Below are 24,978 nucleotides of genomic sequence, written 5' to 3'. Positions count from 1 at the left end.
CATGGATCCCCGGGTCGCGCCTATGGTCGCGCCTGCGTCCGCGGCCCCGGGAGGACCGCCGGGCAGCGGCGAGGTCGAGAACGTGTGGCGGCGGTTCGGCCCCCAGTCGCCGGAGCGCGCGGCGCTGCTGGCGGTCTCCGCCGAGCTCGGGGTCGACCTGCGTCCCCGCGCCGTCGAGGTCCGCCCGGGCACCACGTTCGAGGTCGAGGGGGTCGATCCGCAGGACCGCTACCTCTTCCAGGTGGTGGTCAACCGCGGGGCCTTCACCTCGGCGCAGCGCAACAAGGTCCAGGCCGACATGTTCAAGCTGCTGTGGCTGCGCACCACCCGGTTCCCGTCGGCGCAGGTGGGGATCGTGCTCAGCGAGACCACGGCGGAGGCCGTCAAGCCACGCTCCTGGACCTTCCTGGCCGCGGTCGAGCTCGACCTCACCCTCTACGTGGTCTCCGCGGACGGCCGGGTGACCCGGGTCCAGGCCTGAGTCACCCCCGCGACGTCCCTGCCCGCCTGCTTGCCCTGTCTCCCCGCTCCGCCCTGCCCTGCTGCTGAGAGGAATCGCCATGTTCTCGACCCCTGACGCCCCCGCCCCCGTCGCCGTCCCAGGCGCCGCCGCCGACTCCGGGAGGGAGTACGGCGTCTTCCTGCCGATCGGCGACGGCGGGTGGATCATGTCCACCACCTCCCCCCGCCCGCTCGCCGACTACGAGTACAACAAGCGCGCCGCGCTGCATGCCGAGGCCATGGGACTCGACTTCGTGATGACGATGGCGAAGTGGCGCGGCTTCGGCGGTGACTCCGACTACTGGGGACGCACCCTGGAGTCGATGACCCTGATGTCGGGGCTCGCCGAGGCCACCGAGCGGGTCAAGATCTGGGCGACCATGCACGCCAACGTCCACCACCCGGCGGTCGCGGCCAAGATGTACACCACCCTCCAGCAGATCGCGGGCGGCCGGGCCGGGATGAACATCGTCAACGGCGCCTACCCGGGCGAGTTCACCCAGATGGGCCTGTGGGACCACGAGCGGACCCAGCAGGACAAGTACCGGATGACCGAGGAGTGGTGCGAGGCGGTGAGCCGCCTCTGGTCGGAGCCCAGCGTGACCATGGAGTCGGACTTCTTCACCCTGGCCGACTGCGAGTCGCGGCCGCACCCGCAGGTGCGGCCCACGATCATCTCCGCGGGCAGCTCCCCCCAGGCCCGGGCCTTCCAGGCCCAGTGGTGCGACGGGGCGTTCATGGCGGCCAACGACCTGGAGTCGATGCGGGCCCAGTCCGACGACGTGAAGACCCGTGCCGCCGCCTTCGGGCGGACCTGCCGGACCTACGCGATGCTGACCGTCGTCCAGGGGGAGACCGACGAGGAGGCGCAGGCGATGGTCGCCGAGTACGGCCGCGGGATCGACCGGCCGGCGGTGGCCAGGATGCGGGAGTCGTGGGGGATCCCGGCCGACCAGGCGCTCAACTGGGCCAACGGCGCCGGGGCGGAGGGCGCCTTCCAGACCGCCTACGTGGCCGGGTCGGCGGAGACCGTCGTCTCGCACATCCGGCACGTGCTGGGCGCGACCGGGCTCGACGGGCTGATGCTGATCTTCCCCGAGTTCGACCGGGACATGGTGCTCTTCGGTGAGACCGTCCTGCCCGAGCTGCGCCGCCTCGACGCCCTCGACGCGGGCGGCGCCCCTGACGCGGGTGCTCGCGTGTCGGCGACGCTTGCTAGACAGGGGGCATGAGCCCCACCGGAAGCACCGCCGGAAGCACCGCCGCCCCGTCCGCCTCCGACGAGGTGCGCCGCGGTGTCCGTGCGGAGGCCGAGCGCCACCTGCGGGCCCTGGTCGGCAGCGACGACGTCGTGCTGCGCGAGGACCAGTGGTCCGCGATCGAGGCGCTGGCCGTCGACCGGCGCCGGGCGCTGGTGGTCCAGCGCACCGGGTGGGGCAAGTCGGCGGTCTACTTCGTCGCCACCCTGCTGCTGCGCGCCCAGGGCGCCGGCCCGACGGTGATCGTCTCCCCGCTGCTGGCGCTGATGCGCAACCAGATCGCCGCCGCCGAGCGGGCCGGCATCCGGGCGGTCACCATCAACTCCACCAACATCGAGCAGTGGCAGCCGATCCACGACGCGATCCACGCCGGCGAGGTCGACGTCCTGCTGGTGAGCCCCGAGCGTCTCAACAACCCCGGCTTCCGCGACGAGGTGCTGCCCCGGCTGGCCGCCTCCGCGGGCCTGCTGGTGATCGACGAGGCCCACTGCATCTCCGACTGGGGCCACGACTTCCGGCCCGACTACCGGCGGATCAGGACCCTGCTCGGAGAGCTGCCCCCGGGGATCCCGGTGCTGGCGACCACCGCGACCGCCAACGCGCGGGTCACCGGCGACGTCGCCGAGCAGCTGGAGGTCTCCGGCTCCGCGGGCCAGGAGCGCCCGGCCGACGGCGGGGTGCTGGTGCTCCGTGGCTCGCTCGACCGCGAGTCGTTGAGGCTGGGGGTCGTCCGGCTCAAGACGGCCGAGCAGCGGATGGCGTGGCTGGCCGACCACCTGGCCGAGCAGCCCGGCTCCGGCATCGTCTACTGCCTCACGGTCGCCGCCACCCAGGAGATCGCCGACTACCTGCGCTCCCGCGGCCTCCAGGTCGCGGCGTACTCGGGGCAGACCGAGGCGAGCGAGCGCCAGGCCCTCGAGGAGGACCTGGTCGCCGGGCGGGTGAAGGCGCTGGTGGCCACCAGCGCCCTGGGGATGGGCTTCGACGCCAAGCTCGGCTTCGTGGTCAACATGGGCGCCCCCGCCTCGCCGGTGGCGTACTACCAGCAGGTGGGCCGTGCCGGGCGTGGCACCGACGAGGCGACCGTGGTGCTGCTCCCCGCCACCGAGGACCGCGACATCTGGGCCTACTTCGCCTCCCTCTCCTTCCCCCGCGAGGAGCTGGTGCGCCAGACCCTGGAGGTGCTGGCCGGCGCCGGCAAGCCGCTGAGCACGGCGGTCCTGGAGACCTACGTCGAGCTCAACAGGTCGCGGCTCGAGCAGATGCTCAAGGTGCTCGACGTCGACGGCGCGGTGCGCCGCGTGCAGGGCGGGTGGACCGCCACCGGCCGACCCTGGAGCTACGACGCCGAGCGCTACGCCCGGGTCGCGGCCGCCCGGCAGCGCGAGCAGCAGGCGATGCTCGACTACCTCGAGACCGACGCCTGCCGGATGTGGTTCCTGCGCGACCAGCTCGACGACCCCGACGTGAGCGCGCGGTGCGGGCGCTGCGACAACTGCGGCGGGCTCCAGCTCTCGACGTCGGTCTCCGAGCAGTCGGTGGAGGCCGCGCACGAGCGTCTGGCCCGCCCCGGCGTGGTGGTCGAGCCCCGCAAGATGTGGCCCACCGGGTTGGCCAACCTCGGGATCGACCTCAAGGGCAAGATCGCCGACGGCGCCGCCGAGGGGCGGGCCGTCAACCGGCTCACCGACCTCGGCTACGGCTCTCAGCTGCGCGACCTCTTCCGCACCGGCCCGGAGGGCGAGGCCCTGGACGGACCGGTCCCGGTGCCCCTGGTCCGCGCCGTCGTCGAGGTCCTCGGCGACTGGCGGCCCCGGGTGGAGGCGATCGTCTATGCCGAGTCGGCGCGACGGCCCACGCTGACCAGGGACCTCGCCGAGGGACTGTCGCGCTACCTCAAGGTGCCCGTCGTCGGCACCTGGGCGATCGTCGACCCGGAGGTGCCGCCGGAGAAGGGGGCCGCCAACTCCGCCCAGCGGGTCGCGGCCGTCGGGAGGCGCTCCGGGCTGCAGGCCGACGTACCGGCCGGGCCGGTGCTGCTCGTCGACGACCTGGTCGTCACGGGGTGGTCCCTGACCCTCGCGGCCCGGGCGATCAGGGCGGCCGGCGCCACCGAGGTGCTGCCGCTCACCCTGGCGGTCAACGGCTGAGCCGCCGGGCGGCTACTCCCCGGCCGTGCCGGCCAGGAACTCGCCGAGGAGCGCACGCTCCTCCTCGTGCGCGATCAGCTCGGGGCGGCGTCGTACCTCCTCCTCGACTCGCTGCAGCAGCGGCTCCAGGGTGGTCACGAAGGTGCGGGAGACCTTGACCCATCGCGTCCTGCCGTCCTGGTCGGGCCCGCGCAGGGCCACCGCCTGGTTCCAGAACTCGGGGGTGATCGAGCCCATGCCTCCGTCGATCAGCACCCGGACCTCGGTGGCGTCCTCGAAGCGGATCTGGTGGCGCACCTTGTCGCCGGCGGTCACGGTCACCGCCTCCTCGGAGACGAAGACGTGCTTGCGTGCGTGCACCCACGCGGTGACGGCCGGGACCAGGACCAGCACCAGCCCCATCACCAGCGCGATCGCCCAGGCGAGCACCACCTGGTCCTGCTCGCCGGCTGCCCTGCGGAAGGTCCTCACCGTCGGCACGAGCATGACGAGGGCGATCGTCACGCCGCCCCACACGTAGACACCGCGCTGAGGGAGCTCTGTCCCGAGGGTCGCATCCATGTTTGGAGCATAGGGACACGGGGGATTCTCTGCTCGGCAGCGCCCCCGACGTTAGGAAGACCATCGTGTCGAGCTCCCGCCTCGAAGCCGTCCTCGCCCTGCACGAGGAGAAGGCGAACGCCGCCCTGGACCAGCTCGACAAGGCCGAGCAGTTCGCCCGTCAGAGCCAGGATCTGCGGGTCAGCGGCCAGTCCGCCGACGGCGACGTGACCGTCACGGTGGACGGGGTGGGACAGATGGTGGACCTCGCGTTCGGCGAGCGGTTCGTCGAGCTCTCCGGTCCGCAGCTCTCGGCGGCCGTGCTCGAGGCGCACGCCCAGGCGAAGCGGCGACTCAGCTTCGCGATCGAGAAGCTCGGCGAGGACATCTACGGCCCGGGGTCGCCGACCGCGCAGCGGTTCGCGCAGAGCTATCGCGACCAGTTCGGCTACGAGGAGGAGGACGGGCGATGAGCGGGGGATTCCACGTCGACACCGATGCGATGCGCAGCCATGCTGCCAACGTGCAGGGTCTCGCGGCACAGGCGCAGACTGCCGTCAGCGCTGCCAACCAGGTCAACTTCGGGCCGGCGATGTACGGCCAGATCGGGCAGATGCTGGTCTTCCCGCTGATGGCTCCGCTGCAGGGTGCGGGTGTGCTCTCCACCGAGGCGGTCAAGGAGATGCTCTCCGAGACCGCCGAGGGGGTCAAGGAGCTGGCCGACTCCTACGACGCCGTCGAGGAAGCGGTCGTCGACGTCTTCAACTGGGTGAAGGGGAAGCTGTGAGCTCGCTCGTCGTCGAGGGTGGCTCCGACCACGGGTGGGTGGCCAACCACGGGTCCGCAGGGGAGTGGACCAACGGGCTGAAGATGATCGACGGCGCGGTGGACGCCGGTGAGGCCTTCCGGCGGGGGGACTTCATCCAGGGCTCCGTCAACGGCCTCAGCGCGGGGCTGGACGTCGTCGGCGCGATGCTCAACCCGTTCGGCGCCGCCGGCTCCATGGTCGTCGGTTGGTTGATCGAGCACATCGGCCCGGTGCAGGACTTCCTGGACGAGATGCTCGGCGACCCGGCCGCCATCCGGGCGGGCGCCCAGAGCTGGCGCAACATCAACGAGCACCTCACGGGGGTGAGTGCGGACTACCGCTCCCGCGCGCACGGCGACACCAGTGGCTACACGGGCCTGGCGATGGACGCCTACAACTCCTACGCCGACCTGTCGGCCGACCTGATGCGCGAGCTCGCCAAGGTCGCCAACGGCGTGGCCGGGGGCATCGAGGTGGCCGGCACGCTGCTGGCCGGGGTCCGCGACTTCATCGTCGGCTTCGTCAGCGACTTCGTGGGTGAGGCGATCGGTGCCGCGGCCCAGTCGGCGCTGACCCTGGGCATCGCGGCCCCCGCGGCGCTGGCGAGCCTGGCCAACAAGGCCAGGAACCTGATCCAGAAGGCCCGCACGCTGATGGACGACCTCGCCCGCTCGCTCGACCGGATGGCCGACCTGCTCGCCCAGATCAGCCCTGCGCTCGAGACCGCGACGTCGACCGGTGCCGCGATGGCTCGCCACGCCTCCGGGATGAAGCAGCACGAGCTCAACCTGATCGTCTCGATGTCCAAGGCGGCCGGAGGCCACGACGACCAGTGACCCGGGTCAGTGGCCCATCATCGCGGTGGGGTCGACCGGCTGCTCCGGGGGCTTGCGGGGCAGGAAGAACGCCGGGATGAGCACGCAGCCGACCAGGAGGGTGCCGACCACGAAGACGGTGGCGAACGAGTCGGCCAGCTCCGGCAGGGCGGCCGGCGCGAGCGCGTCCACCTTCGCCTTCAGCTCGGCGGCCTCGGCACCGCCGGCCTGGGAGAGCATCCCCTTCAGGCCCAGGTAGGCGCCGGCGGAGTCGGAGGCCTTGATCTGGTTGGTCAGGATCACCGAGAAGAGCGCCGTGCCCATCGAGGCGGCGACCTGCTGGGTGATGTTCATCAGCGTGGAGCCGCGGGCGATGTTGTGGTCGGTCAGCGTCTGCAGCGCGGAGCTCATGATCGGCATCATGGTCGCGCCCATCCCGAGGCCCATCACGAAGAGCGAGCCCAGGAGGAACGGGTAGGAGGTGTCGGCCTCCAGCTGGGTGAACATCGCCATGCCCAGGGTGACCAGCGAGATGCCGACCAGCACCACCTTGCCGGGGCCCTTCTTGTCGGCGAAGAAGCCCGCGATGGGCATGGTGACCATGGCGCCGATCCCCTGCGGGGCCAGCAGCAGCCCGGCACCGAGGGCGTCCTCGCCGCGGACCTGCTGGAAGTAGAGCGGGAAGAGCAGCGAGGCGCCGAAGAAGGCGACGGCGAAAAAGGCCATCGCGATCACCGCGACGGTCATCTTCATGTTGGAGAAGAGGCGCAGCTCGACCAGCGGGTGCTCGTTCTTCCGGTTGAGCGCCCACGGGACGAAGGCGGCGACCAGCAGCAGGCCGAGCGTCGAGGTGACGCCGACCTCGGCGTGGAAGAAGGTGCCGTGCTCGGGGATCGAGGAGACGCCGTAGAGGAAGAGGGCCAGGCCGGGGGAGAGCAGCAGCATGCCGACCCAGTCGAAGGTCTCCGACGGCTCGACGTGGTCCTTGGGCAGCACGATGACGGCGTAGACGAGCGCCAGGATGCCGATGGGCAGGTTGATCAGGAAGATCCAGTGCCAGGAGGCCGCCTCGATCAGGTAGCCGCCGACGATGGGACCGAAGATCGGGCCCAGCAGCATCGGGATGCCGAGCACCGCCATCACCCGACCGATCCGGTGCGGGCCGGCGGCGCGGGTCAGGATCGTCATGCCGAGCGGCATCAGCATGCCGCCGCCGAGACCCTGCAGGACCCGGAAGATCACCAGCGTCTGGAGACTGTCGGCCACCGCGCAGAGCACCGAGCCGGCGGTGAAGAGGCCGACCGCCAGCAGGTAGAGCCGCTTGGTGCCGAACCGGTCGGCCGCCCACCCGGTCAGCGGGATCACCGAGGCGAGGGCCAGCGTGTAGCCGGTCATCGTCCAGGCGACCTCCGCGGAGGTCGCCTCGAACTCGTTCTGGAAGGTCTCCAGCGCCACCGAGACGACGGTGATGTCGAGGATCGACATGATCGCGCCCAGCACCACCACGCCGGCGATGAGGAGGACGTTCTTGTCGAGCCGGTCGTCCGCGGCGGGGGAGGGCTGCTCCGGGTTCGTTGCCTCTGTCTGGGTGCTCACCGGGGAAGGCTAGTGGTTGCCACGGTCAACGATCACCCGAATAAGCAGGTGTGCTGCGTCACCTAGCCGAGCAGCTGCTCGACCGCGCCCACCAGGGCCGGGTCGTCGGGCTCGGTGGTGGGGCTGAACCGTGCGGCCGGCCGCCCCTCGGCGTCGACCAGGAACTTCTCGAAGTTCCACTGCACGTCCCCGGTGTGCCCCTTCTCGTCGGCCAGCTCCACCAGCGGCGCCAGCACCGGGTGCCGGTCCTCGCCGTTGACCTCGATCTTCTCGGCCATCGGGAACGTGACGCCGTAGGTGGCGGAGCAGAACTCCGCGATCTCCTCCGCGGTGCCCGGCTCCTGGCCGAGGAACTGGTTGCAGGGCAGCCCGACGACGGTGAAGCCGCGCTCGGCGTACCGCGCGTGGAGCTCCTCGAGCTTGGCGTACTGCGGGGTCAGCCCGCACCGGCTGGCCACGTTGACCAGCAGGGCCGGGCGGCCGCCGGTCAGGTCGCGGAGGGTGCCCGGGGTGCCGTCGAGCCGGGCCAGGGACGCGTCGAGGATGCTCACCCGAGCACACTAGCCGCAGCCGTGTGGGAGGGGCGGGCTAGCGTCGGGGGGTGAGCTTCGTCCCCATCACCGGCCCAGCGACCTTCCGCGCCGGCAGACCGCCGCGCCGGTCGACCGTCGAGTTCACCGGGGGCCGGTCGGTCTCGATGCCGATCTCGGCCGCCATGCCGGTGCTGGCCCGCGCCCAGCGCGAGCTCGGCGCCACCGAGGGACGCCCGGTCCACCCGAGCGTCGCCCTCCTCGCCGGCGCGGCCCACCTGGGGCTCCGGCTCGTCGCCGAGGGCCGCTTCGAGCCGCACCCCACCCAACCCTGGTGGCAGGTCGCCCCGCTCGACGAGGCCGCCAACGACCGGATCGAGCAGCTCGCCCGCTCCCATGCCCACGGCGACCTCGACGCCGCCGGCGCGGAGGGCATCGTCCGCGCCGTCCTGGAGGCCGTGGTCGACGCGATGCCGCGGCGCACCCCCACCCGGCCGGTCGCGGTGCCCAGCTATCCCAGCCGGCTCCAGGAGCGGCTGGCCCGGATGAAGCAGGAGACCGTCACCGACGACCGGCCGCAGCTGGTGCGGCTCTCGCTGCGGGTCGAGGCGGCCGAGGAGGAGCTCTACGCCGGGGAGCTGCGGCTGGTGCCCCAGGTGCACGCCGAGGGCGGCGTCCACCTGGTCGCGGACGCCGCCGAGCTGTGGCTGGAGGCCGGGCCCGAGGCGAGCCACGGCTTCGGGGACCGGGCGCGGGTGCACGCCGGGCTCGCGCTGCGCCAGGCGGCCGACGCGTGGCCGGTGCTGGAGCGGCTGCTCGACGCCCGGGTGCCCGACCGGATCACCCTGGACGCCGACGAGGTCGTCGACCTGCTCTCGGGCGGGCTCGGCGCGCTGCAGGGGATCGGCGTCGAGGTGCACTGGCCCCGCGAGCTGGGCCGCGACCTCACCTCCCGCGCGGTGCTGGAGGGGACCTCGCCGCGCCTCTCGCCCGACGAGCCGCTGCAGAGCTCCACGCTGGGGGCCGAGGCCCTCTTCGCCTTCCGGTGGCAGGTCTCGCTGCACGGCGACCCCCTGACCGAGGATGAGATGGCGCTGCTCGCGGAGTCGGCGGCCTCGGTGGTGCGGCTGCGCGACAGCTGGGTGGTGGTCGATCCCGAGACCGCCGACCGGGCGCGCAAACGGCTGATCCGGACGGTGAAGCCCGCCCAGGCCCTGGCCGCGGCGCTCACCGGGGTGACCCAGGTGGAGCCGGGCACCGAGGGCGGCTCGCCGGACGTCGAGGTGGTGGTGGGCGCCTCCCTGCTGAAGGTCCGGGAGCGGCTGCGCGCCGCCGCCACCCGTGAGCCCGTCCCCGTGCCCGCCTCGCTGAAGGCGACCCTGCGCGACTACCAGCGCCACGGCCTCACCTGGCTGGCCGAGCTCACCTCGCTGGGCCTCGGGGCCTGCCTGGCCGACGACATGGGACTGGGCAAGACCGTGACCCTGATCGCGCTCCACCTGCACCGGGCCGAGACCGGGCAGGCGGCCGGCGCCACGGCCGGGGGCGGAGGCGTCGGGGGGCCGACGCTGGTGGTCTGCCCCGCCTCCCTGCTGGGCAACTGGGAGGCCGAGGTGCACCGGTTCGCCCCCGGCGTCCCGGTCCGCAGGTTCCACGGCGGCGCCAGGTCGCTGGAGGGGCTCGAGGGCGGCTTCGTGCTCACCACCTACGGCACGATGCGCAACGACGCGGAGGTGCTGGCCGGCGTCGACTGGGACCTCGTCGTCGCCGACGAGGCGCAGCACGTGAAGAACGCCCGGTCGGGCACCGCCAAGGCGCTCCGCACCATCGACAGCCGCGCCCGGGTCGCGTTGACCGGCACCCCGGTGGAGAACAACCTCACCGAGCTCTGGGCGATCCTCGACTGGGCGATCCCCGGGCTGCTGGGCAGCCGGCTGGCCTTCCGCCGCACCTGGGCCTCCCCGATCGAGGCGGGCGTGGACCCCGCGCTCACCGCCCGCTTCGCCGACCTGGTGGCGCCGTTCCTGCTGCGGCGTCGCAAGTCCGACCCCGGGATCGCCCCCGAGCTGCCGCCCAAGACCGAGACCGACCACCTCCTGGGGCTGACCCGGGAGCAGGCGGTCCTCTACGAGGCGTTCGTCCGGGACCGGATGGAGCGGATCGAGCGGGCCGACGTCGAGGCGCGGCGCGGGCTGGTGCTGGCGATGCTCACCGGCCTCAAGCAGATCTGCAACCACCCGGCGCACTTCCTCAAGCAGCCGGCGACCAGCCTGGTCGGGCGGTCGGAGAAGGTCGACCTGCTCGACGAGCTGATCGGCACCGTGCTCGCCGAGGACGGCGCGGTCCTGGTCTTCACCCAGTTCGTGGCGATGGCCCGGCTGCTGGAGCAGCACCTGTCCCGCTCCGGCATCCCCCACCAGTTCCTGCACGGCGGCACCCCGGTGGCCCAGCGGGAGGAGATGGTGCGGCGCTTCCAGGCCGGGCCCGACGACCCGGGGCACGTGCCGGTCTTCCTGCTCTCCCTCAAGGCCGGCGGCACCGGGCTCAACCTGACCCGCGCCGACCACGTGGTCCACTTCGACCGGTGGTGGAACCCCGCGGTGGAGGACCAGGCCACCGACCGCGCGCACCGGATCGGCCAGACCCGGCCGGTCCAGGTGCACCGGATGGTCACCCAGGGGACCGTCGAGGAGCGGGTCGCGGAGCTGCTCGCCCGCAAGCGCGGGGTCGCCGACTCCGTGCTGGCCCGCGGGGAGACGGCGCTCTCCGAGCTGGGCGACGCCGAGCTGCGCGACCTGGTGGCCCTGAGGTGAGCCGGCGATGACGGCGCCCGCGTCACCGGTGACCTTCCCGCGGCTGGCGCCGCGGCGCAGTGGCGCGACCGGCACCTGGTGGGGCAAGGCGTGGGCGCGCAGCCTCGAGGAGGCGGCGTACGGCGAGCAGGACCTCACGAGCGGCCGCCGCCTGGCCCGCGACGGCGCGGTGGGCTCGATCTCGGTCCGCGTGGGCGGCTACCTGGCCGCGGTCTCGGAGCGCGACGACGCCTGGACCGTCACCGGCACCGTGGAGGTGCTGGAGGAGGCCAGCCGGCGCCTCTTCGCCGAGGTCGTGGCCGGCAGCGCGGGACGGATCCCGGCGCTGCTCTCGGGCGACCTGCCCCTGGAGGTCGTCGAGGACTGCGAGGAGGTCGGCGTCGAGCTGGTCCCGTATGCCGGCGACCTCGCCTGGAGCTGCAGCTGCGACCACTGGGTCGACCCCTGCCGGCACGCCGTCGCCGTCGCCGCGCAGGTCGGCTGGCTGCTCGACGCCGACCCGCTGGTCCTGCTCCACCTGCGCGGGGTGCCCCGCGAGGAGCTGCTCGCGGAGGTCCACGCCTTGACGCTGGGGGCGGCGGGAGCGGGCCGGGGAGACGGCCCGGTGGACGGGTCCGGCCCCGAGCACGGGATCCCCGACGAGCTCGAGAGCGACCTCGAGACCGGCGCCGACGCGGCCCTGCGGGCCCAGGCCGCGCTCGCGGAGTGGCTCGCCAGGGGTTAGCAGGGGCTAGCAGGGGTGAGCCGGGGTGGCGAGGGGTTAGCGGGCGCTAACCTGGGTCGGTGACCCGTCGCGAGCAGATCCTCGAGACCGCCGCCGGGCTCTTCGCCGCCCGCGGCTTCCACGGGGTCTCGGTGGCCGAGCTGGGTGCCGCCTGCGGGATCAGCGGGCCGGCGCTCTACAAGCACTTCCCGTCCAAGGACGCGATGCTCGCCGAGATGCTGGTCCGGATCAGCGAGGAGCTCCTCGCCGTCGGCCACCAGCGCGTCGCGGAGGCCGAGGGACCCGAGGACGCCGTGGCCGCCCTGGTGGAGTGGCACACCGACTTCGCGCTGCGGCACCAGGCGCTGATCGTCGTCCAGGATCGAGACTGGGAGTCCCTGCCGCCCGAGGCGCGCGAGCGGGTCCGCACGCTGCAGCGCTCCTACGTCGACCTGTGGGCCGACCAGCTGCGCCGCCACCACCCCGACCTGGGCCTCGACCGCGCCCGGTCGATGGCGCACGCGACGTTCGGCCTGCTCAACTCGACCCCGCACAGCCGGCTGCTCCCCGACGACGAGATGCGCGCCCTGCTGGTGCGGATGGCCCACGGCGCGCTGGGCCTGCGCGCGGCGACCTCACGGCCGCCGGGCCGGGAGTGAGCGGACGCCTACAATGCCAGCCGTGACCGCCCCCTCCCAGCCGGAGCCCGCCGAGACCGCGCCCGTCGAGCTGAGCATCGTGATGCCGTGCCTCAACGAGGCCGAGACCCTGGAGACGTGCATCCGGCAGGCCCGTGCCTTCCTCGACGACCACGGCGTGGTGGGGGAGGTGCTGATCGCCGACAACGGCAGCACCGACGGCTCCCAGCAGATCGCCCTGGAGAACGGCGCCCGGGTCGTCGAGGTGCCCGAGAAGGGGTACGGCGCCGCGCTCATCGGTGGCATCACCGCCGCCCGGGGCCGGTTCGTCGCGATGGGCGACGCCGACGACTCCTACGACTTCGGCACGCTGATGCCGTTCCTGGAGCGGCTCCGCGCGGGCGACGACCTGGTGATGGGCAACCGCTTCCTGGGCGGGATCGCCGAGGGCGCGATGCCACCGCTCCACCGCTACCTGGGCAACCCGGTACTGACCTTCGTGGGCCGGCTCTTCTTCCGCACCCCCTCGCGGGACTTCCACTGCGGGCTGCGGGCCTTCAACCGGGCCTCGATCCTGGCGCTCGACCTGCGGACCACGGGGATGGAGTTCGCCTCCGAGATGGTGGTCAAGGCGAGCTTGGCCGACCTGAAGGTCAGCGAGGCGCCCACCACGCTGCGCCCCGACGGCCGCAGCCGCCCGCCGCACCTGCGCAGCTGGCGCGACGGGTGGCGGCACCTGCGCTTCCTGCTCCTCTACAGCCCGCGCTGGCTCTTCTTCTACCCCGGCATGGCGCTGGCGCTCCTCGGCCTGCTCACCACCGCCGTGCTCCTCACCGGCAGCGTCCGGATCGGCGGGATCGGGCTCGACGTCGGCACCCTGCTCTTCGGGATGGGAGCCGCGATCGTCGGCTACCAGGGGGTGATCTTCTCGGTGCTCTCCCGGGTCTACGCCGCCGCGGAAGGACTGCTGCCCCCGGGCAGCCGACGCTTCCGCGCCTTCGAGCAGCGGCTCAACTTCGAGACCGGCATCGTCGTCGGCCTCGCCCTCTTCGTCGCCGGCGTCGCGATGACCCTGGTCGCCGTCCTCAACTGGGGCGACGCGGGCTTCGGCCGGCTCGACACCTCCACCTCGGTGCGGCTCAGCGTGCCCGCCGTGCTCGGGCTGGTGGTGGGCGCGCAGACGATGATGGCGGGGCTCTTCATCTCGCTGCTCCGGATCCGCATCTCGCGTCCCAGCCCGACCAGTCCCACCCCCGTCGGCGGCACCCCCGTCGGCGCCGGCCAGACCGGGTCAGCGACCGGCTCAGCGACCGGGTCAGCGACGACCGCGTAGGTCCGCGAGCAGCATCGCGGCCTTCTCGCGGCCGGCCGCCACCCGGCCGCGGACCAGGTCGACCAGCGCCTGCAGCGCCAGGTGCGCCCGGGTGACCGGCCGGCGACGGGCGGCACGCTCCGAGCGGCGCCACCCGCGCCGGGCCGCGGCGTCGGCCATCTCCTCGAGGAACCCCAGCTCCTCGGCGAACCGCGAGGCGTCGGCGGTCAGCAGGGAGGTCTGGCTGCCCCGGTGCCGGCGGTACTCCAGCAGCGGGGTGCGGATGCTGTGCAGGGCGTGTCCCTCGAGGAGCTGGCGGCAGGTGAGCTCCCAGTCCGGCACGAACCGCCACCGGGTGGTGAAGGGCGCGTCGCCGAGCAGTGACCGGCGCAGGCACATCGTCGGGCAGACGATGTAGTTGCCCCGCAGCAGGCCGGCCAGGCCCGCGTCGCCGCGCACGTCGTGGTCGCCGCCGCGCCCGCGCAGCACGGTCTTGGCCACGTCGGCGGGGGTGCTGGTCGGGGCGCCGTCCTCGCCGATGATGGCGGCGTCGGTGAAGACCACCGAGACGTCGTCCCCGACCCGGGCGGTCGCGGCCAGCACCCGCTCGGCGTACTCCGGCAGCAGGCGGTCGTCGCCGTGCAGCAGGGTGACCCACGGAGCGCGGGCCAGCCGGACGCACTCGTTCCAGTTGCCGGCCAGCCCGAGGTTCTCCTCGTTGAGCACGTAGCGGATCCGCGGGTCGGCGTACCCGGCCACCAGGTCGGCGGCCGGCTCGGGGCCCCGGTCGTCGACGACGAGCAGCTCCCAGTCGTCGCAGGTCTGGGCCAGCACCGACTCGATCGCCTCGCGCAGGTAGTCCCGGCCGGAGTAGTAGGGGATCGCGAAGCTGAGGGGTGGGACCGGCATGGCCGCACCCTATCCAGCGTCGTTAGGCTCCCCCCATGCGAACGAGGGGCGGCACGGCGGTCGCCTGCCTGCTCACCCTCGTGGCGAGCCTGGTGCTGGCCGCCGTCACGGCGCTCTCCTTCGAGCCGGTCTCGCCGTACGACGAGCAGGCGCACTTCGACTACAGCGCGCGGATCGCCCGCTCGGGCGACCTGCCCAGGGTGGGCGACCTCTACGGCCGCGAGACGGTCCGGGAGATGTCGTGCCGCGGGCTCTACCTGCCCGAGGCCGGGCTCGACCCGGTCTGCCCCGAGCTGCGCGACGTCCGGGAGATCGCGCCTGCCGGCGTCTCCTACGTGCTCAGCTACTCCCCGCTCTTCTACGCCGGCCTGGCGGGGAGCGCGCTGGTCGTCGAGGCGCTCTCCCCGCTCTCGCTCTTCGAGTCGGCCCGGCTCAGCATCGCGCTCCTCTTCGCCCTGGGGGCGGCGGCCACCACGCTGGCGCTGCGCCGCTTCGGCGTTCCCGGCCCGCTCTCGGTGGCGCTGCCGGTGCTGCTGGCCAGCGTGCCGGCGGTCCTGTGGCAGGGGGCCACGGTCACCCCGGACGGCGCCGCCCTGCTGGTCGGCGCGGCCGGGCTGCTCCTGGTCACCGTGCGGCACCCGTGGGTCGCCGGGTCGTGGCGGCGGCGGATGGCGTGGGCGCTGGGCCTCGCGCTGGTCATCGCCCAGGTGAAGCTCAGCTACGTCCCGGCCGCCTGCTACGTGCTGCTGCTGGCCGCCGTCTGGCCCGGCGTGGACCGCCCCTGGGCCCCCCGCGACCTGGACCGCGGCCTGCTGCTGCGCCGTACGGCGCTGCTGGCCGGCGCGGCCGTGCTCCTCGCGGTGGCCACCCTGGGGGTCAACGAGTGGCGCTCGGCGAGCCTGCCCGCCGGGGCCTCCGCCGACGGGGGGATGGGTGAGTCGCTGGCCTCGCAGAGCACGCTGTGGGGCGAGATCCTGGGCGCGGCCCAGGCGCTGATGGCCCCGCTGACCTTCTTCTCCTTCAACTCCTCCCCCTTCCTCGCCACGCTCGCCTCCGGGCTGCAGATCTTCGTCCTCGGCGCCGCCGCGCTGGTCGCCCTCTCGTCGCGCTGGCCGCTGACCTCCCCGGTGCGGGTGCTCGCGATCACCGGGCTGGGCGCCTGGCTGCTCACCGTGGTGCTGCTGCCGACCGCCTTCTTCGTCGTCCACGGCGCCACCGGTACGCAGCCGCGCTACGGGCTGCCGCTGATGGTGATCCTGCTGGCCCCGCTCGCCCTGGCTCTGGGCCGCGGACGGGTGGTGCAGTGGTCGCTGGCCGCCCTGGCGGCGGTCGCCTGGTCGGTCAGCCTCGCCCAGTCGCTCGCCCTGTGAGCCGCCTCGCGGAGCGCGCCGCGGCCTGAGCACCTAGTCTGTGTCCGCTGTCGCCCAGACCGAGGAGTCTCCGTTGTCCGTCCTGCGTCTCGCCCTGGTGGGCTCCGGCTCGATGGGGCTGAACCACGCCCGCACCATCTCGGCCGGCCTCGACACCGAGCTGGCCGTCGTCGTCGACCCGCTGGAGGAGAACGGCCGCAAGGTGGCCGACGCCCACGGCGCCCGGTGGGCGCGCGACCTCGACGGCCTCGGCGACGTCGACGCGGCCGTGATCGCCGCGCCCACCGAGCAGCACCACGCGCTGGCCCTGCAGATCATCGGGGCCGGGCTGCCGCTCCTGGTGGAGAAGCCGGTCTGCCCCTCCCTGGAGCAGACCGAGGAGGTGGTGGCGGCCTCCCGGCGCGCGGGGACCCCGTTGATGTGCGGCCTGCTGGAGCGCTTCAACCCCGCGGTGGTGGTGGCGATGAAGATGATGGAGGCGCCGCTCTACGTGCGGGCCGAGCGGCACTCGCCCTACGTGCCGCGGATCGCCACCGGGGTCGCCTGGGACCTGCTGGTCCACGACGTCGACCTGGTGGTGCGCGCCTTCGGCGGCGGCCGCCCCGGCCGCGCGGACGTGCAGGTCGGGCACTTCCACCCCGACTCGGTGGCGGGGGCCGAGGACATCGTGGAGGCCACCTTGCGCTTCGACGACGGCGGCATCGCCTCGGTCTCGGCCAGCCGGCTCGGGCAGCGCAAGGTGCGCCAGCTCCTCATCCAGGAGATCGACCGGATGATCGAGGTCGACCTGCTGCGCCGCGGCGTCACCGCCTACCGGCACTCCTCGATCGCCGGCGACCCGGGCCGGGACGGCTTCCGCCAGATGACCGAGATCGAGGTGCCGGAGGTGATCGGCGCCGAGCCGCTGGCCAGCCAGCTGGCCCACTTCGTCTCGCTGGTGCGCGGCGAGGGCGACGTCGACGCCGAGCGCGACTCGATCCTGCCCGCGCACCACGTGGTCGACCAGGTCCTCGCCGGCCGTGTCTGAGCCCTCGCGGGCCGCGGGCACCCGGGTGGCCCCGCGCCCCGCGCGGCCCCGCGTCCGGGAGCTGCTGACCCACCGGCGCGCCGGCGACGTGCTCACCGCCCTGGTGCTGCTGCTGGCGGTGGTGGCGCTCTCGACCATCGCGCTCCAGGGCCGGCCGATGTCGCACGTCGACGAGGTCACCCACTTCGACAACGTGCTCCAGATGGACGCCGGGACCTACCCGCACCGCGGGTCGATCTACACCGACGCCATCGTGGAGGAGTGGACGTGCGGGGTGGGCCACGACACCGGCCCGCTGGCCTACGAGTGCGGCAACCCCCAGCTGAGCCCGATCTACCTGCCGATGACGCAGTACACGACCAGCTACATCCACTACCCGACCTACTTCGCCGCGGTCCTGGGCGGCGCCCGGGTGGTGCAGGCCGCCGCCGAGGTCGACCTGATCGACGCGGTGCGGCTCAGCTCCACCCTGGTGCTGATCGCCGGGATCGTCGTCTGCTGGCTGCTGGCCAGGTCGGCCGGGATGAGCGGCGCCCGCCGGGTGGCCCTCACCTTCACCCCGGTGGCGGCCCCGGGGATCCTCTACTACGGCCCGATGGTCAACCCGGGGTCGGCGGCCACGCTCTGCGGCGCCCTGGTGGCGCTGGGCGCGCTGGCGTGGCTGCGGTCGCCGCGGTGGTTCTGGGGCTACCTGGCGGCCGCGGCGTTCGCCTCCTGGGTGGCGGCCACCTCCTCGCTCACCGTGGCGGTGGTGCTGGTGGCCAGCGGCCTGGTGTGGCTGGCCGCCCGCGCGGGGGTCGAGGCGGTGGCCGGATGGCGGGTCACCTGGTGGCACCTGGGCCTGCAGGCGCTGGTCTTCCTCGGCCCCGTCGTCCTCTGGGACCTGGTCATCGAGGCCCGCGCGACCGAGCCCAACTCGGTGGTCTACTCAGCGGTGCCCGACGGCAGCCTGCGCACCCTGCTGGCCGGCGCGGTCACCGAGGCCTCGTCCCTGCACACCCCGTGGAACGACGTCAACGCCCTCCCGGTGCTCGACGGCGACCTGTGGGCGACGGTGCTCCGCGGCTTCGGCTACGGCTTCCCCTACCTGATCTCGGTCGTGGTCTTCGGGGTGCTCGCCCTGGCCCTGCTCGGTGAGCTCCGCCGACGGGGCGCCCCCGACGGCGCTGACGGTCCCGAGGCAGGCGCCGCGGCAGCCGGCGGCCCGCGCGCGGGTCGCCTGAGCCGCCGGGTCGCCACCCACTGGCCCGGCTGGCTGCGCGAGGACCGGCTGCTGGTCGCCTCGCTGCTGCTCGTGATGTTCGCGTTCCCGCCGTTCCTGCGGATGAGCAACACCGCCAACTTCGGCTTCGACTTCCCGATCGTGCCGCGCTACATGATCTCCCTGGCGCCGCTCGCGGTGCTGCTCGCCCTGCGCGCCGTCCGCGGGGAGGCGGTGCCGCGGCTGCTGGCGCTGCTCGCGGTCACCACCGTGGTGGGGGTCTGCGTCACTGCGTGGTGACGAAGCGCGGGCCGCCGTCGGCGTCGCGCTCGTCGAGGTCGACCCGGCCGATCACCCGGGCCGGCACCCCGCCGACGATGGTGCGCGGCGCCACGTCGGAGGTCACCACGGCGCCGGCGGCGACCACCGCCTCGTCCCCGATGGTGACGCCCATGTTGACGATCGCCCCGGCACCGAGGAAGACCCGGTCACCGATGGTCACCGGCGCGTGGTCCACCCGGTCGTAGCTCCGGCCGCTGACGCAGCGCCGGGCCGAGGAGTGGGTGTAGATCTGCACCCCGGAGGAGATGTCGCACCCCCGGCCGATCCGCAGGCCGCCGGAGCCGTCGATCACGGTGAAGGCACCGATCCAGGTGCCCTCGCCGACGACCGGCTCGCCGACCACCCACGCGTGCTCGTTCCACGGGTTCGGGGGCAGCGACGCCGGTCGCGGCGCGGTCATGACCCTCAGCCGCCCGCGCGGATCAGGTCGATCATGCCCTGGCGGACCTCGATGGTCGGCTCGAAGCCGAGCACCTCCTTGGCCCGGGTGATGTCGGCCGCGCGCCGCGAGGCGATCACGTCGCGCTCGTTGAAGATGGGCTTCACGTCGGCGTTGACGGCCTCGATCAGGATGTCGGCCAGCTCGGCGATCGAGGTGTCGATCCCGGTGCCGATGTTGACCGGCACGTTGTCCTTCTCGCAGTCCAGGGCCAGCACCACCGAGCGGGCGATGTCGTGGACGTGGATGAAGTCCATCGACTGCTCGCCCTTGCCGTCGATCACCGGGGGCTCGCCGTTGCGGATCCGGTTGACGAAGTGGTTGATCACCGAGGTGTAGTAGGCGGTCGTCTTCTGGCCGGGGCCGTAGACGTTGAAGAACCGCAGCCCGATCCAGGAGAGGCCGGCGCGGCGCTGGTAGAAGCCGAGGAGGTCCTCGCCGGCGCGCTTGGAGATGCAGTACGGCGTCTGCGGCGAGAGCCGGTCGTCCTCGTGCATGGGCAGCCGCTCGGGGTCGCCGTAGACCGAGGCCGACGAGCAGTAGACCAGTCGCTCCACGCCGTGGTCCGCGGCGGCCGCGAAGACGTTGTGGTTGCCGATCATGTTGATGTCCATCGACTCGTACGGGTCGGACTGGCTCTTGTTGATCGACACCGCGGCCGCGTGGATGACCTTGGTGCAGCCCTTCATCGCCTGGTGCACCGCGCCGCCGTAGCGCACGTCCTGGTCGATCAGCTCGACGTCGTCGCCGAGGGCGGCCACGGCCTCGCGGTCGCCCCGGAACATGTTGTCGAAGATCCGGACCTTGTAGTCCTTCTCCAGCAGCATCGGCACCACGTGCAGGCCGATGAAGCCGGCACCACCGGTGAAGAAGACGGTCTCTTTGGACATCGGGAGGGGGTTCCTTTCGAGGTGGGTCAGCGACGCACGGCGGCCGACGAGGCGACCTCGCGCAGCGTCTCGGCGACGTAGGCGACGTCGTCGGGCTCCAGGTTGGCATGCATGGGGATGGCCAGGTGGCGGGCGAAGAGGTCCGCGGAGATCGGGCACTGCTCCCGGGAGCCGTAGACCGGCTGCAGGTGGGAGGCGTAGGTGCCGAAGTTGCAGCCCACCCCGCGCTCGCGCAGGGCCAGCGCCACGGCGCCCCGGTCGAGCTCGGGGGAGATCGCCACCACGTAGGACTGCCAGGCGTGGGTGCGGCCCTCGGCCACCACCGGCAGCGCCAGCTGCTCGAGGTCGCCGAGCTGCTCGGCATACCCGTCGGCGGCCCGGCCGCGGGCGGCGAGCAGGTCGGGCAGGCGGGTCAGCTGGACGCGCATGATCGCCGCGGCCACGTCGGAGAGCCGGTAGTTGTAGCCGGCCACGTCGAAGCTGGGGACCGGCAGGGTCGCGGCCCCCTCGCGGGTGATGGCCGGCGCGATCCCGTAGGTGTGCAGCTTGCGGGCGGTGCCCATCCGCTCGGCGTCGTCGCCGACCAGGGCGCCGCCCTCGCCGGCGGTGATGCCCTTGCGGCCGTGGAAGCTGAAGGCGGCCAGGTCGGCGAGGCTGCCGGCCGGGCGCCCGCGGTAGGTGGCGCCCGCGGCGCAGGCGGCGTCCTCCATCAGCCACAGGCCGTGCCGCTGGGCGACCGCGCGCAGCTCGTCGTAGTCGGCCGGCTGGCCGAAGGGGTCGACCGCCAGGATGCCGACGGTGCGCTCGGTGACCAGGGAGGCGACGCTCGCCGGGTCGGCCGACCAGATGTCGGGGCGCACGTCGGCGAAGACGGGGGTGGCGCCGGTCCAGGCGACCGCGTGACCGGTGGCCGGGAAGGTGTAGTCGGCGACGATCACCTCGTCGCCCGGCCCCGACCCGAGCACCTGGAGCCCGAGGTGGAGCGCGGAGCCGCAGTTGGAGGTGGCCAGCGCGTGGGCGGTGCCGACGGCCTGCGCCAGCTCGGACTCCAGGGCCAGGCACGAGGGCCCGGCGCCGGAGAGCCAGCCCGACTCGAAGACCGCTGCGACCGCGGCGAGCTCCGGCTCGCCGACGGTGGGCTCGCCCAGGGCGACGGAGCGGGTCATGCGGCGGGGCCTCCTTGTTCGCGGGCGATGCTAGCAACCTGCTGCTCGCCGGGAGCCGGTCGTCCGGTCAGGTCGGCGAGGGTCTCCAGGTGCTGGTCGAGCACCCGCTCCAGGGTGAAGTGCCGGTCGAAGACCTCCCGGCCGCGGGCGCCCAGCGCCCGCCCCTCGGCCGGGTCGTCGAGCACCCGGACCAGCCGCTCGGAGAGCCCGGCCACGTCGTGGCGGGGGCAGAGCAGGATCTCGCGGCCGTCGACCAGGTCGACGCCGGGGAAGTTGTCGACGCGGCCCCACCCGACCACCGGGACGCCGGCGGCCATCGCCTCGAGGGTGGCGGTGCCGAGCCCGTCGCCCTGCTCGTGGGCCTCCACGTCGGCGGCGGCCAGCAGGTGGGGGATGGTGGGCTTGGGCATCGCGCCGACGCTGCGGACGGCGTGGCTGATGCCGAGCTCCTCGGCGCGCTGGGCGAAGACGTCGTAGTAGACCCGGCCGACCACGGCCAGGACGGCGTCGGGGTGCCGCTCCAGCACGGCCGGCATCGCCTCGACCAGGCCGACCCGGTCGCGCAGCGGGATGACGTGGCCCACCGAGAGGATCAGCGGGACGCCCTCGTCGACGCCGAGCAGGGCGCGGCCCTCCGTGCGGGAGCCACCGCGCACCCAGTCGGCGTTGACCCCGACCGGGATCGGCACCAGGTCGCGGAACCCGCGGGGGTAGCGCTGGTGGATGTACTCGTCCATGTAGCGGTCCATCACCACGATGCGCGGCTGGTAGCGGCGCAGCCGCGGGTGGACCAGGGTGGCGTCGAGACCCCGGAAGGCCCGGCGGTAGTGGGCCGACGGGTTCTCCAGCCGGGTGTGGATGCTCAGCAGGGTGGGGATCCCGCGGCGTCGGGCGTAGGCGCCGGTGGCCCAGGTGAGGTCCATCATCTGGCCGTGCTGGTGGATGACGTCGGGGGCGAAGTCGTCGAGCAGCCGGGCGAGCCGGCGGCGCAGCGAGGGGCGGGTGGCGAAGGAGAGGTCGAAGCTGACCGCCAGCCGGGTCTCGGGCAGCATCACCGCCGGCAGCCGGACGATCCGCAGCCCGTCGCGCACCTCGGTGGCCGGGGCGTCCCCGTAGGCCGCGGTGACCACCAGCACCTCGTGGCCGCGGGCGGCGTACCCCTGCGCGAGCGCGTCGGAGAGGTGGGAGCTGCCCCCGACCCGCGGGGGGAAGAAGTTGTTGACGACGACGATGCGCACGGCAGCGGTCTCCTCAGGCCCCGGCCCGGACGACCGCGTTCATGCCGGTGACGACGCGCTCCAGGTCGGCCTCGGTCAGCGACGGGTGGACCGGCAGGCTGATCACCTCGGTGGCGGCGAGCTCGGTCTCGGGCAGCTCCACGCCGGCGGCGTAGCCGGCCAGCGAGTCGAGACGGTGGTTGGGGATCGGGTAGTAGACGCCCGAGCCGACCTGGTGCTCCTCGCGCAGCGCGGCGACCATCCGGTCGCGCTCCGCGCCGCCGCCGGCGACCCGGACCGTGTACTGGTGGTAGACGTGCGTGGCGCTCTCGTGCACGCCCGGCACCCGCACCCCCTCGAGGTGGGCGTCGAGGTACGCCGCGTTGTTGCGGCGCTGCTCGGTCCACCCCTCCACCTTGGTCAGCTGCACCCGGCCGATCGCGGCGTGGATGTCGGTCATCCGGGCGTTGAAGCCGACCACCTCGTTGGCGTACTGCCGCTCCATCCCCTGGTTGCGCAGCAGGCGGAGCCGGCGGGCGATCTCGTCGGTGGCGACCGAGACCATGCCGCCCTCGCCGGAGGTCATGTTCTTGGTGGGGTAGAGGCTGAACATGGCGAAGTCGCCGAAGGTGCCGACGGGCGCTCCGCGCCAGGTGGCGCCGTGGGCCTGCGCGGCGTCCTCGAAGACCCGGATCCCGGTCTCGGCGGCCAGGTCGGCGAAGGCGTCCATGTCGGCCGGGTGCCCGTAGAGGTGGACCGGCATGACGCCCTTGGTGCGGTCGGTGATCGCGGCCTTGACGCTCTGCGCGTCGAGGCAGAAGGTCGCCGGGTCGATGTCGGCGAAGACCGGGGTGGCGCCGGTGAGCGCCACCGCGTTGCCGGTCGCGGCGAAGGTGAACGAGGGCACGATCACCTCGTCGCCCGGGCCGACCCCGGCGGCGAGCAGCCCGAGGTGGAGGCCCGAGGTGCCGGAGCTGACGGCGACGCAGGTGCGGCCGGCGGTTAGCCGCTCGGCGAACTCGCTCTCGAAGGCGGCGACCTCGGGGCCCTGGGCGATCATGCCGGAGCGCATCACGCGGTCGACCGCGGCGCGCTCCTCGTCACCGATGATCGGCTTGGCGGCTGGGATGAATGACGTCGTCATGGTTCTTTCCAGGCTCTTGGGCGGGTCGAGGCACCCTATCGGTCTCCGCGCCCGATGCCTCCTTCCAGGAGGCGACGGCGAAGGCGAGCCAGGCCAGGGCGAGGGCCAGGAAGAGTCCACCGCTGAGCAGCTCGGCCGGCACCGGCGGTGCCCACCGGTCCTGCTCCGGCACCGTGCCGTCGATGCCGGCGATGTTGCGGCGCAGCTGGGTCTGCATCGCCACCACGTGCACCCAGAGCAGCAGCAGGAGGGCGACCGGCAGGACCCGGGAGTAGCGGGCGGCGAGCGGGGAGAGCCGCGGCTCGGCCAGCCGGTCGGAGGCCAGCATCAGCGTCATGATCGGGATCATCACGGTCAGCGGCAGGGTGTAGCGGCCCTGCCAGACGCCGCCGTTGGTGTTCCACTGGGCGGCCTGCAGCACCACGGGCACCAGGTAGGCGGCGACCAGCAGCCAGGCGGTGACCAGGCTCTCCCGGCCCCGCAGGAAGATCCAGGCGACGGCGACCACGAAGACGACCGTGAACGAGTAGTAGTAGTACTGCGCGGGCGCCAGGGTGGTGTCGAGCCAGCCGAAGTTGCCGACGCTGGAGGTCACGCTGCCCCACTCGTCGATGAACGACTTGCTGGCCCAGAAGGCCTCCAGCAGGCTCAGGTCGTGCTTGGGCTCGGCCTGGTAGTCGGTGAGCCCGGCGGTGTAGGTCCACACCACGTTGAAGACCGCGCCCAGGAAGGGCAGCGCCGCCCAGGCCAGGCCGCGCCGGGTCAGCACCCGGCTCCACACCCGGCGGTCGGCGAGCAGGGCGAAGGCGACGACCCAGACCAGCACCCAGACCGGCGCCAGCAGCCGGATGGTCACCATCACCGCGGCCGCGATCATCATCCGGCGGTACATCACCCGGCCGAGCCAGGTCTCCGGCTCCCGGAGGAAGACCACCGAGCAGGCGGCCAGCGCCATCGCCGCGGTGATCTCGAGGGAGTTGGGGTTGACCGCGCCGCCGAGGTACATCGTCATCGGCGGCAGGGCGACCACGATCCCCGCGACCGCGGTCATCGGCCGGGCGCGGGTGGTGGCCGCGCTGAAGGCCCAGGCGACGAAGAGGGCGGCCAGCGCGGCGGCGGCCGTCCGCATGGCGAAGATCGCGGTGGCGCCGTCGGTGAAGAGCGAGGGCCACCCGGTCGCCAGGTAGTAGGTGGGGAAGTTGCGCCCGGCCGGGTTGATGAAGTCGACCAGCTCCGACTCCTCCGTCACCGGCTTGAGGCAGGAGGCCGGCTTCTCCGGCTTGTGCCGCAGGCACTCGATGGAGTCGGCCGTCTCGACCAGCCCCTTGGGCGCCGGGGTGACCGCGTTGGAGGTGACCCCGGCGTTGAGGACGTCGGTCTGCTCGGGGAGCAGGTTGCCGTGCGCGACGTGCCAGGCCATCAGGTCGTGGGCCGGCGCGTCGGGGGAGCTGAAGATCGGGGTGGCCAGCGACCAGGTCATGAAGCAGCCGAAGACCCAGACCCACGCGACGAGCGTGCGGGTCAGCAGCGAGCGGCGGGGCGTGGCCTCGGGACGGTCGTCACCGAGGTCGGTGCGTCGCCACGGGGCGGTCGGGAGCGGCATGCGCC

At 73.2% G+C, this 24,978-nt stretch carries 23 protein-coding genes; 13 read left to right on the top strand and 10 right to left on the bottom strand.

Annotated elements, in window-relative coordinates:
* Position 1 precedes the first annotated feature (1 nt).
* The 3 genes from AC3X7R_RS09650 to AC3X7R_RS09640 all read left to right on the top strand — a co-directional run bounded on the left by AC3X7R_RS09650 (position 2) and on the right by AC3X7R_RS09640 (position 3,910).
* Entirely contained in the window at positions 2 to 481 is a 480-nt protein-coding gene (locus AC3X7R_RS09650; RefSeq protein ID WP_489965423.1) for a hypothetical protein, read from the top strand.
* 79 nt (positions 482 to 560) lie between these two features.
* Positions 561 to 1,733, top strand: a complete 1,173-nt coding sequence (locus AC3X7R_RS09645) for an LLM class flavin-dependent oxidoreductase (RefSeq protein WP_489965422.1) — start codon at positions 561 to 563, stop codon at positions 1,731 to 1,733.
* On the top strand, positions 1,730 to 3,910 hold the full coding sequence (locus AC3X7R_RS09640) for a RecQ family ATP-dependent DNA helicase (protein WP_489965420.1): 2,181 nt from the start codon (positions 1,730 to 1,732) through the stop codon (positions 3,908 to 3,910). Before AC3X7R_RS09645 ends, AC3X7R_RS09640 begins: the two co-directional genes overlap by 4 nt.
* A 12-nt stretch (positions 3,911 to 3,922) precedes the next feature.
* On the opposite strand, the gene AC3X7R_RS09635 is transcribed toward AC3X7R_RS09640, so the two are convergent.
* The gene (locus AC3X7R_RS09635) at positions 3,923 to 4,471 is read right to left on the bottom strand and encodes a hypothetical protein (protein WP_489965419.1); all 549 of its coding nucleotides are present in this window, start codon (positions 4,469 to 4,471) and stop codon (positions 3,923 to 3,925) included.
* Between the two features lie 65 nt (positions 4,472 to 4,536).
* On the opposite strand from AC3X7R_RS09635, the gene AC3X7R_RS09630 reads away from it, so the two are divergent.
* Genes AC3X7R_RS09630 through AC3X7R_RS09620 form a run of 3 tightly spaced genes read left to right on the top strand, consistent with a single transcriptional unit; the run spans position 4,537 to position 6,094 of the window.
* Complete coding sequence (locus AC3X7R_RS09630) at positions 4,537 to 4,923, top strand: YbaB/EbfC family nucleoid-associated protein (RefSeq protein WP_489965418.1); 387 nt, start codon at positions 4,537 to 4,539, stop codon at positions 4,921 to 4,923.
* Entirely contained in the window at positions 4,920 to 5,237 is a 318-nt protein-coding gene (locus tag AC3X7R_RS09625) for a type VII secretion target (RefSeq protein ID WP_489965417.1), read from the top strand. Before AC3X7R_RS09630 ends, AC3X7R_RS09625 begins: the two co-directional genes overlap by 4 nt.
* Positions 5,234 to 6,094, top strand: a complete 861-nt coding sequence (locus tag AC3X7R_RS09620) for a hypothetical protein (protein WP_489965416.1) — start codon at positions 5,234 to 5,236, stop codon at positions 6,092 to 6,094. The genes AC3X7R_RS09625 and AC3X7R_RS09620 overlap by 4 nt, the downstream gene beginning before the upstream one ends.
* A 6-nt stretch (positions 6,095 to 6,100) precedes the next feature.
* Here the strand turns inward: AC3X7R_RS09620 and AC3X7R_RS09615 are convergent, their stop codons facing one another.
* Both AC3X7R_RS09615 and AC3X7R_RS09610 read right to left on the bottom strand, forming a co-directional pair.
* On the bottom strand, positions 6,101 to 7,669 hold the full coding sequence (locus AC3X7R_RS09615) for a DHA2 family efflux MFS transporter permease subunit (protein ID WP_489965415.1): 1,569 nt from the start codon (positions 7,667 to 7,669) through the stop codon (positions 6,101 to 6,103).
* A gap of 62 nt (positions 7,670 to 7,731) precedes the next feature.
* Positions 7,732 to 8,220, bottom strand: coding sequence for a glutathione peroxidase (locus AC3X7R_RS09610; protein WP_489965414.1), 489 nt, complete (start codon positions 8,218 to 8,220; stop codon positions 7,732 to 7,734).
* Positions 8,221 to 8,270: 50 nt separating this feature from the next.
* Between AC3X7R_RS09610 and AC3X7R_RS09605 the strand changes: the two genes are divergently transcribed.
* From AC3X7R_RS09605 to AC3X7R_RS09590, 4 genes are read left to right on the top strand one after another with little or no spacing between them, the layout of a single operon-like run.
* The gene (locus AC3X7R_RS09605) at positions 8,271 to 11,012 is read left to right on the top strand and encodes a DEAD/DEAH box helicase (protein ID WP_489965413.1); all 2,742 of its coding nucleotides are present in this window, start codon (positions 8,271 to 8,273) and stop codon (positions 11,010 to 11,012) included.
* A 7-nt stretch (positions 11,013 to 11,019) separates the two neighbouring features.
* Positions 11,020 to 11,736: an SWIM zinc finger family protein gene (locus AC3X7R_RS09600; protein WP_489965412.1), complete on the top strand. Its 717-nt coding sequence runs from the start codon at positions 11,020 to 11,022 to the stop codon at positions 11,734 to 11,736.
* A 59-nt stretch (positions 11,737 to 11,795) separates the two neighbouring features.
* Positions 11,796 to 12,374, top strand: a complete 579-nt coding sequence (locus tag AC3X7R_RS09595; RefSeq protein ID WP_489965411.1) for an SACE_7040 family transcriptional regulator — start codon at positions 11,796 to 11,798, stop codon at positions 12,372 to 12,374.
* 22 nt (positions 12,375 to 12,396) lie between these two features.
* A complete protein-coding gene (locus AC3X7R_RS09590; protein WP_489965409.1) occupies positions 12,397 to 13,686 on the top strand; it encodes a glycosyltransferase family 2 protein in 1,290 nt (429 codons plus the stop codon).
* On the opposite strand, the gene AC3X7R_RS09585 is transcribed toward AC3X7R_RS09590, so the two are convergent.
* A complete protein-coding gene (locus tag AC3X7R_RS09585) occupies positions 13,669 to 14,574 on the bottom strand; it encodes a glycosyltransferase family 2 protein (RefSeq protein WP_489965408.1) in 906 nt (301 codons plus the stop codon). The two genes, AC3X7R_RS09590 and AC3X7R_RS09585, sit on opposite strands and share 18 nt — an antisense overlap.
* Before the next feature lie 35 nt (positions 14,575 to 14,609).
* Here AC3X7R_RS09585 and AC3X7R_RS09580 point away from each other — a divergent pair, with 35 nt between their 5' ends.
* From AC3X7R_RS09580 to AC3X7R_RS09570, 3 genes are all read left to right on the top strand, one after another.
* Positions 14,610 to 15,944, top strand: coding sequence for a hypothetical protein (locus tag AC3X7R_RS09580; protein ID WP_489965407.1), 1,335 nt, complete (start codon positions 14,610 to 14,612; stop codon positions 15,942 to 15,944).
* Positions 15,945 to 16,017: 73 nt separating this feature from the next.
* Positions 16,018 to 16,971: a Gfo/Idh/MocA family protein gene (locus AC3X7R_RS09575; protein WP_489965406.1), complete on the top strand. Its 954-nt coding sequence runs from the start codon at positions 16,018 to 16,020 to the stop codon at positions 16,969 to 16,971.
* The gene (locus AC3X7R_RS09570) at positions 16,964 to 18,472 is read left to right on the top strand and encodes a hypothetical protein (RefSeq protein ID WP_489965405.1); all 1,509 of its coding nucleotides are present in this window, start codon (positions 16,964 to 16,966) and stop codon (positions 18,470 to 18,472) included. The genes AC3X7R_RS09575 and AC3X7R_RS09570 overlap by 8 nt, the downstream gene beginning before the upstream one ends.
* Here AC3X7R_RS09570 and AC3X7R_RS09565 read toward each other — a convergent pair.
* The 6 genes from AC3X7R_RS09565 to AC3X7R_RS09540 are packed head-to-tail and all read right to left on the bottom strand — an operon-like array spanning position 18,459 to position 24,973.
* Complete coding sequence (locus tag AC3X7R_RS09565) at positions 18,459 to 18,914, bottom strand: acyltransferase (RefSeq protein ID WP_489965404.1); 456 nt, start codon at positions 18,912 to 18,914, stop codon at positions 18,459 to 18,461. The two genes, AC3X7R_RS09570 and AC3X7R_RS09565, sit on opposite strands and share 14 nt — an antisense overlap.
* A 5-nt stretch (positions 18,915 to 18,919) precedes the next feature.
* Positions 18,920 to 19,843, bottom strand: coding sequence for an NAD-dependent epimerase/dehydratase family protein (locus tag AC3X7R_RS09560; protein ID WP_489965403.1), 924 nt, complete (start codon positions 19,841 to 19,843; stop codon positions 18,920 to 18,922).
* 26 nt (positions 19,844 to 19,869) lie between these two features.
* Positions 19,870 to 21,009 carry a DegT/DnrJ/EryC1/StrS family aminotransferase gene (locus AC3X7R_RS09555; protein ID WP_489965402.1) on the bottom strand — a complete coding sequence of 380 codons (1,140 nt, stop codon included), beginning with the start codon at positions 21,007 to 21,009 and terminating at the stop codon, positions 19,870 to 19,872.
* Positions 21,006 to 22,247 (bottom strand): glycosyltransferase family 4 protein, encoded by a 1,242-nt coding sequence (locus AC3X7R_RS09550; RefSeq protein ID WP_489965401.1) that lies wholly within the window; start codon positions 22,245 to 22,247, stop codon positions 21,006 to 21,008. The genes AC3X7R_RS09555 and AC3X7R_RS09550 overlap by 4 nt, the downstream gene beginning before the upstream one ends.
* 13 nt (positions 22,248 to 22,260) lie before the next feature.
* The gene (locus tag AC3X7R_RS09545; protein ID WP_489965400.1) at positions 22,261 to 23,370 is read right to left on the bottom strand and encodes a DegT/DnrJ/EryC1/StrS family aminotransferase; all 1,110 of its coding nucleotides are present in this window, start codon (positions 23,368 to 23,370) and stop codon (positions 22,261 to 22,263) included.
* Positions 23,327 to 24,973, bottom strand: a complete 1,647-nt coding sequence (locus AC3X7R_RS09540; protein WP_489965399.1) for a DUF2142 domain-containing protein — start codon at positions 24,971 to 24,973, stop codon at positions 23,327 to 23,329. Before AC3X7R_RS09540 ends, AC3X7R_RS09545 begins: the two co-directional genes overlap by 44 nt.
* Positions 24,974 to 24,978 lie beyond the last annotated feature (5 nt).

Source organism: Nocardioides sp. Z22_16, assembly GCF_058134365.1.
Note: the sequence above shows the minus strand (reverse complement) of the source record. Positions and strands in the feature narration are given on the sequence as shown.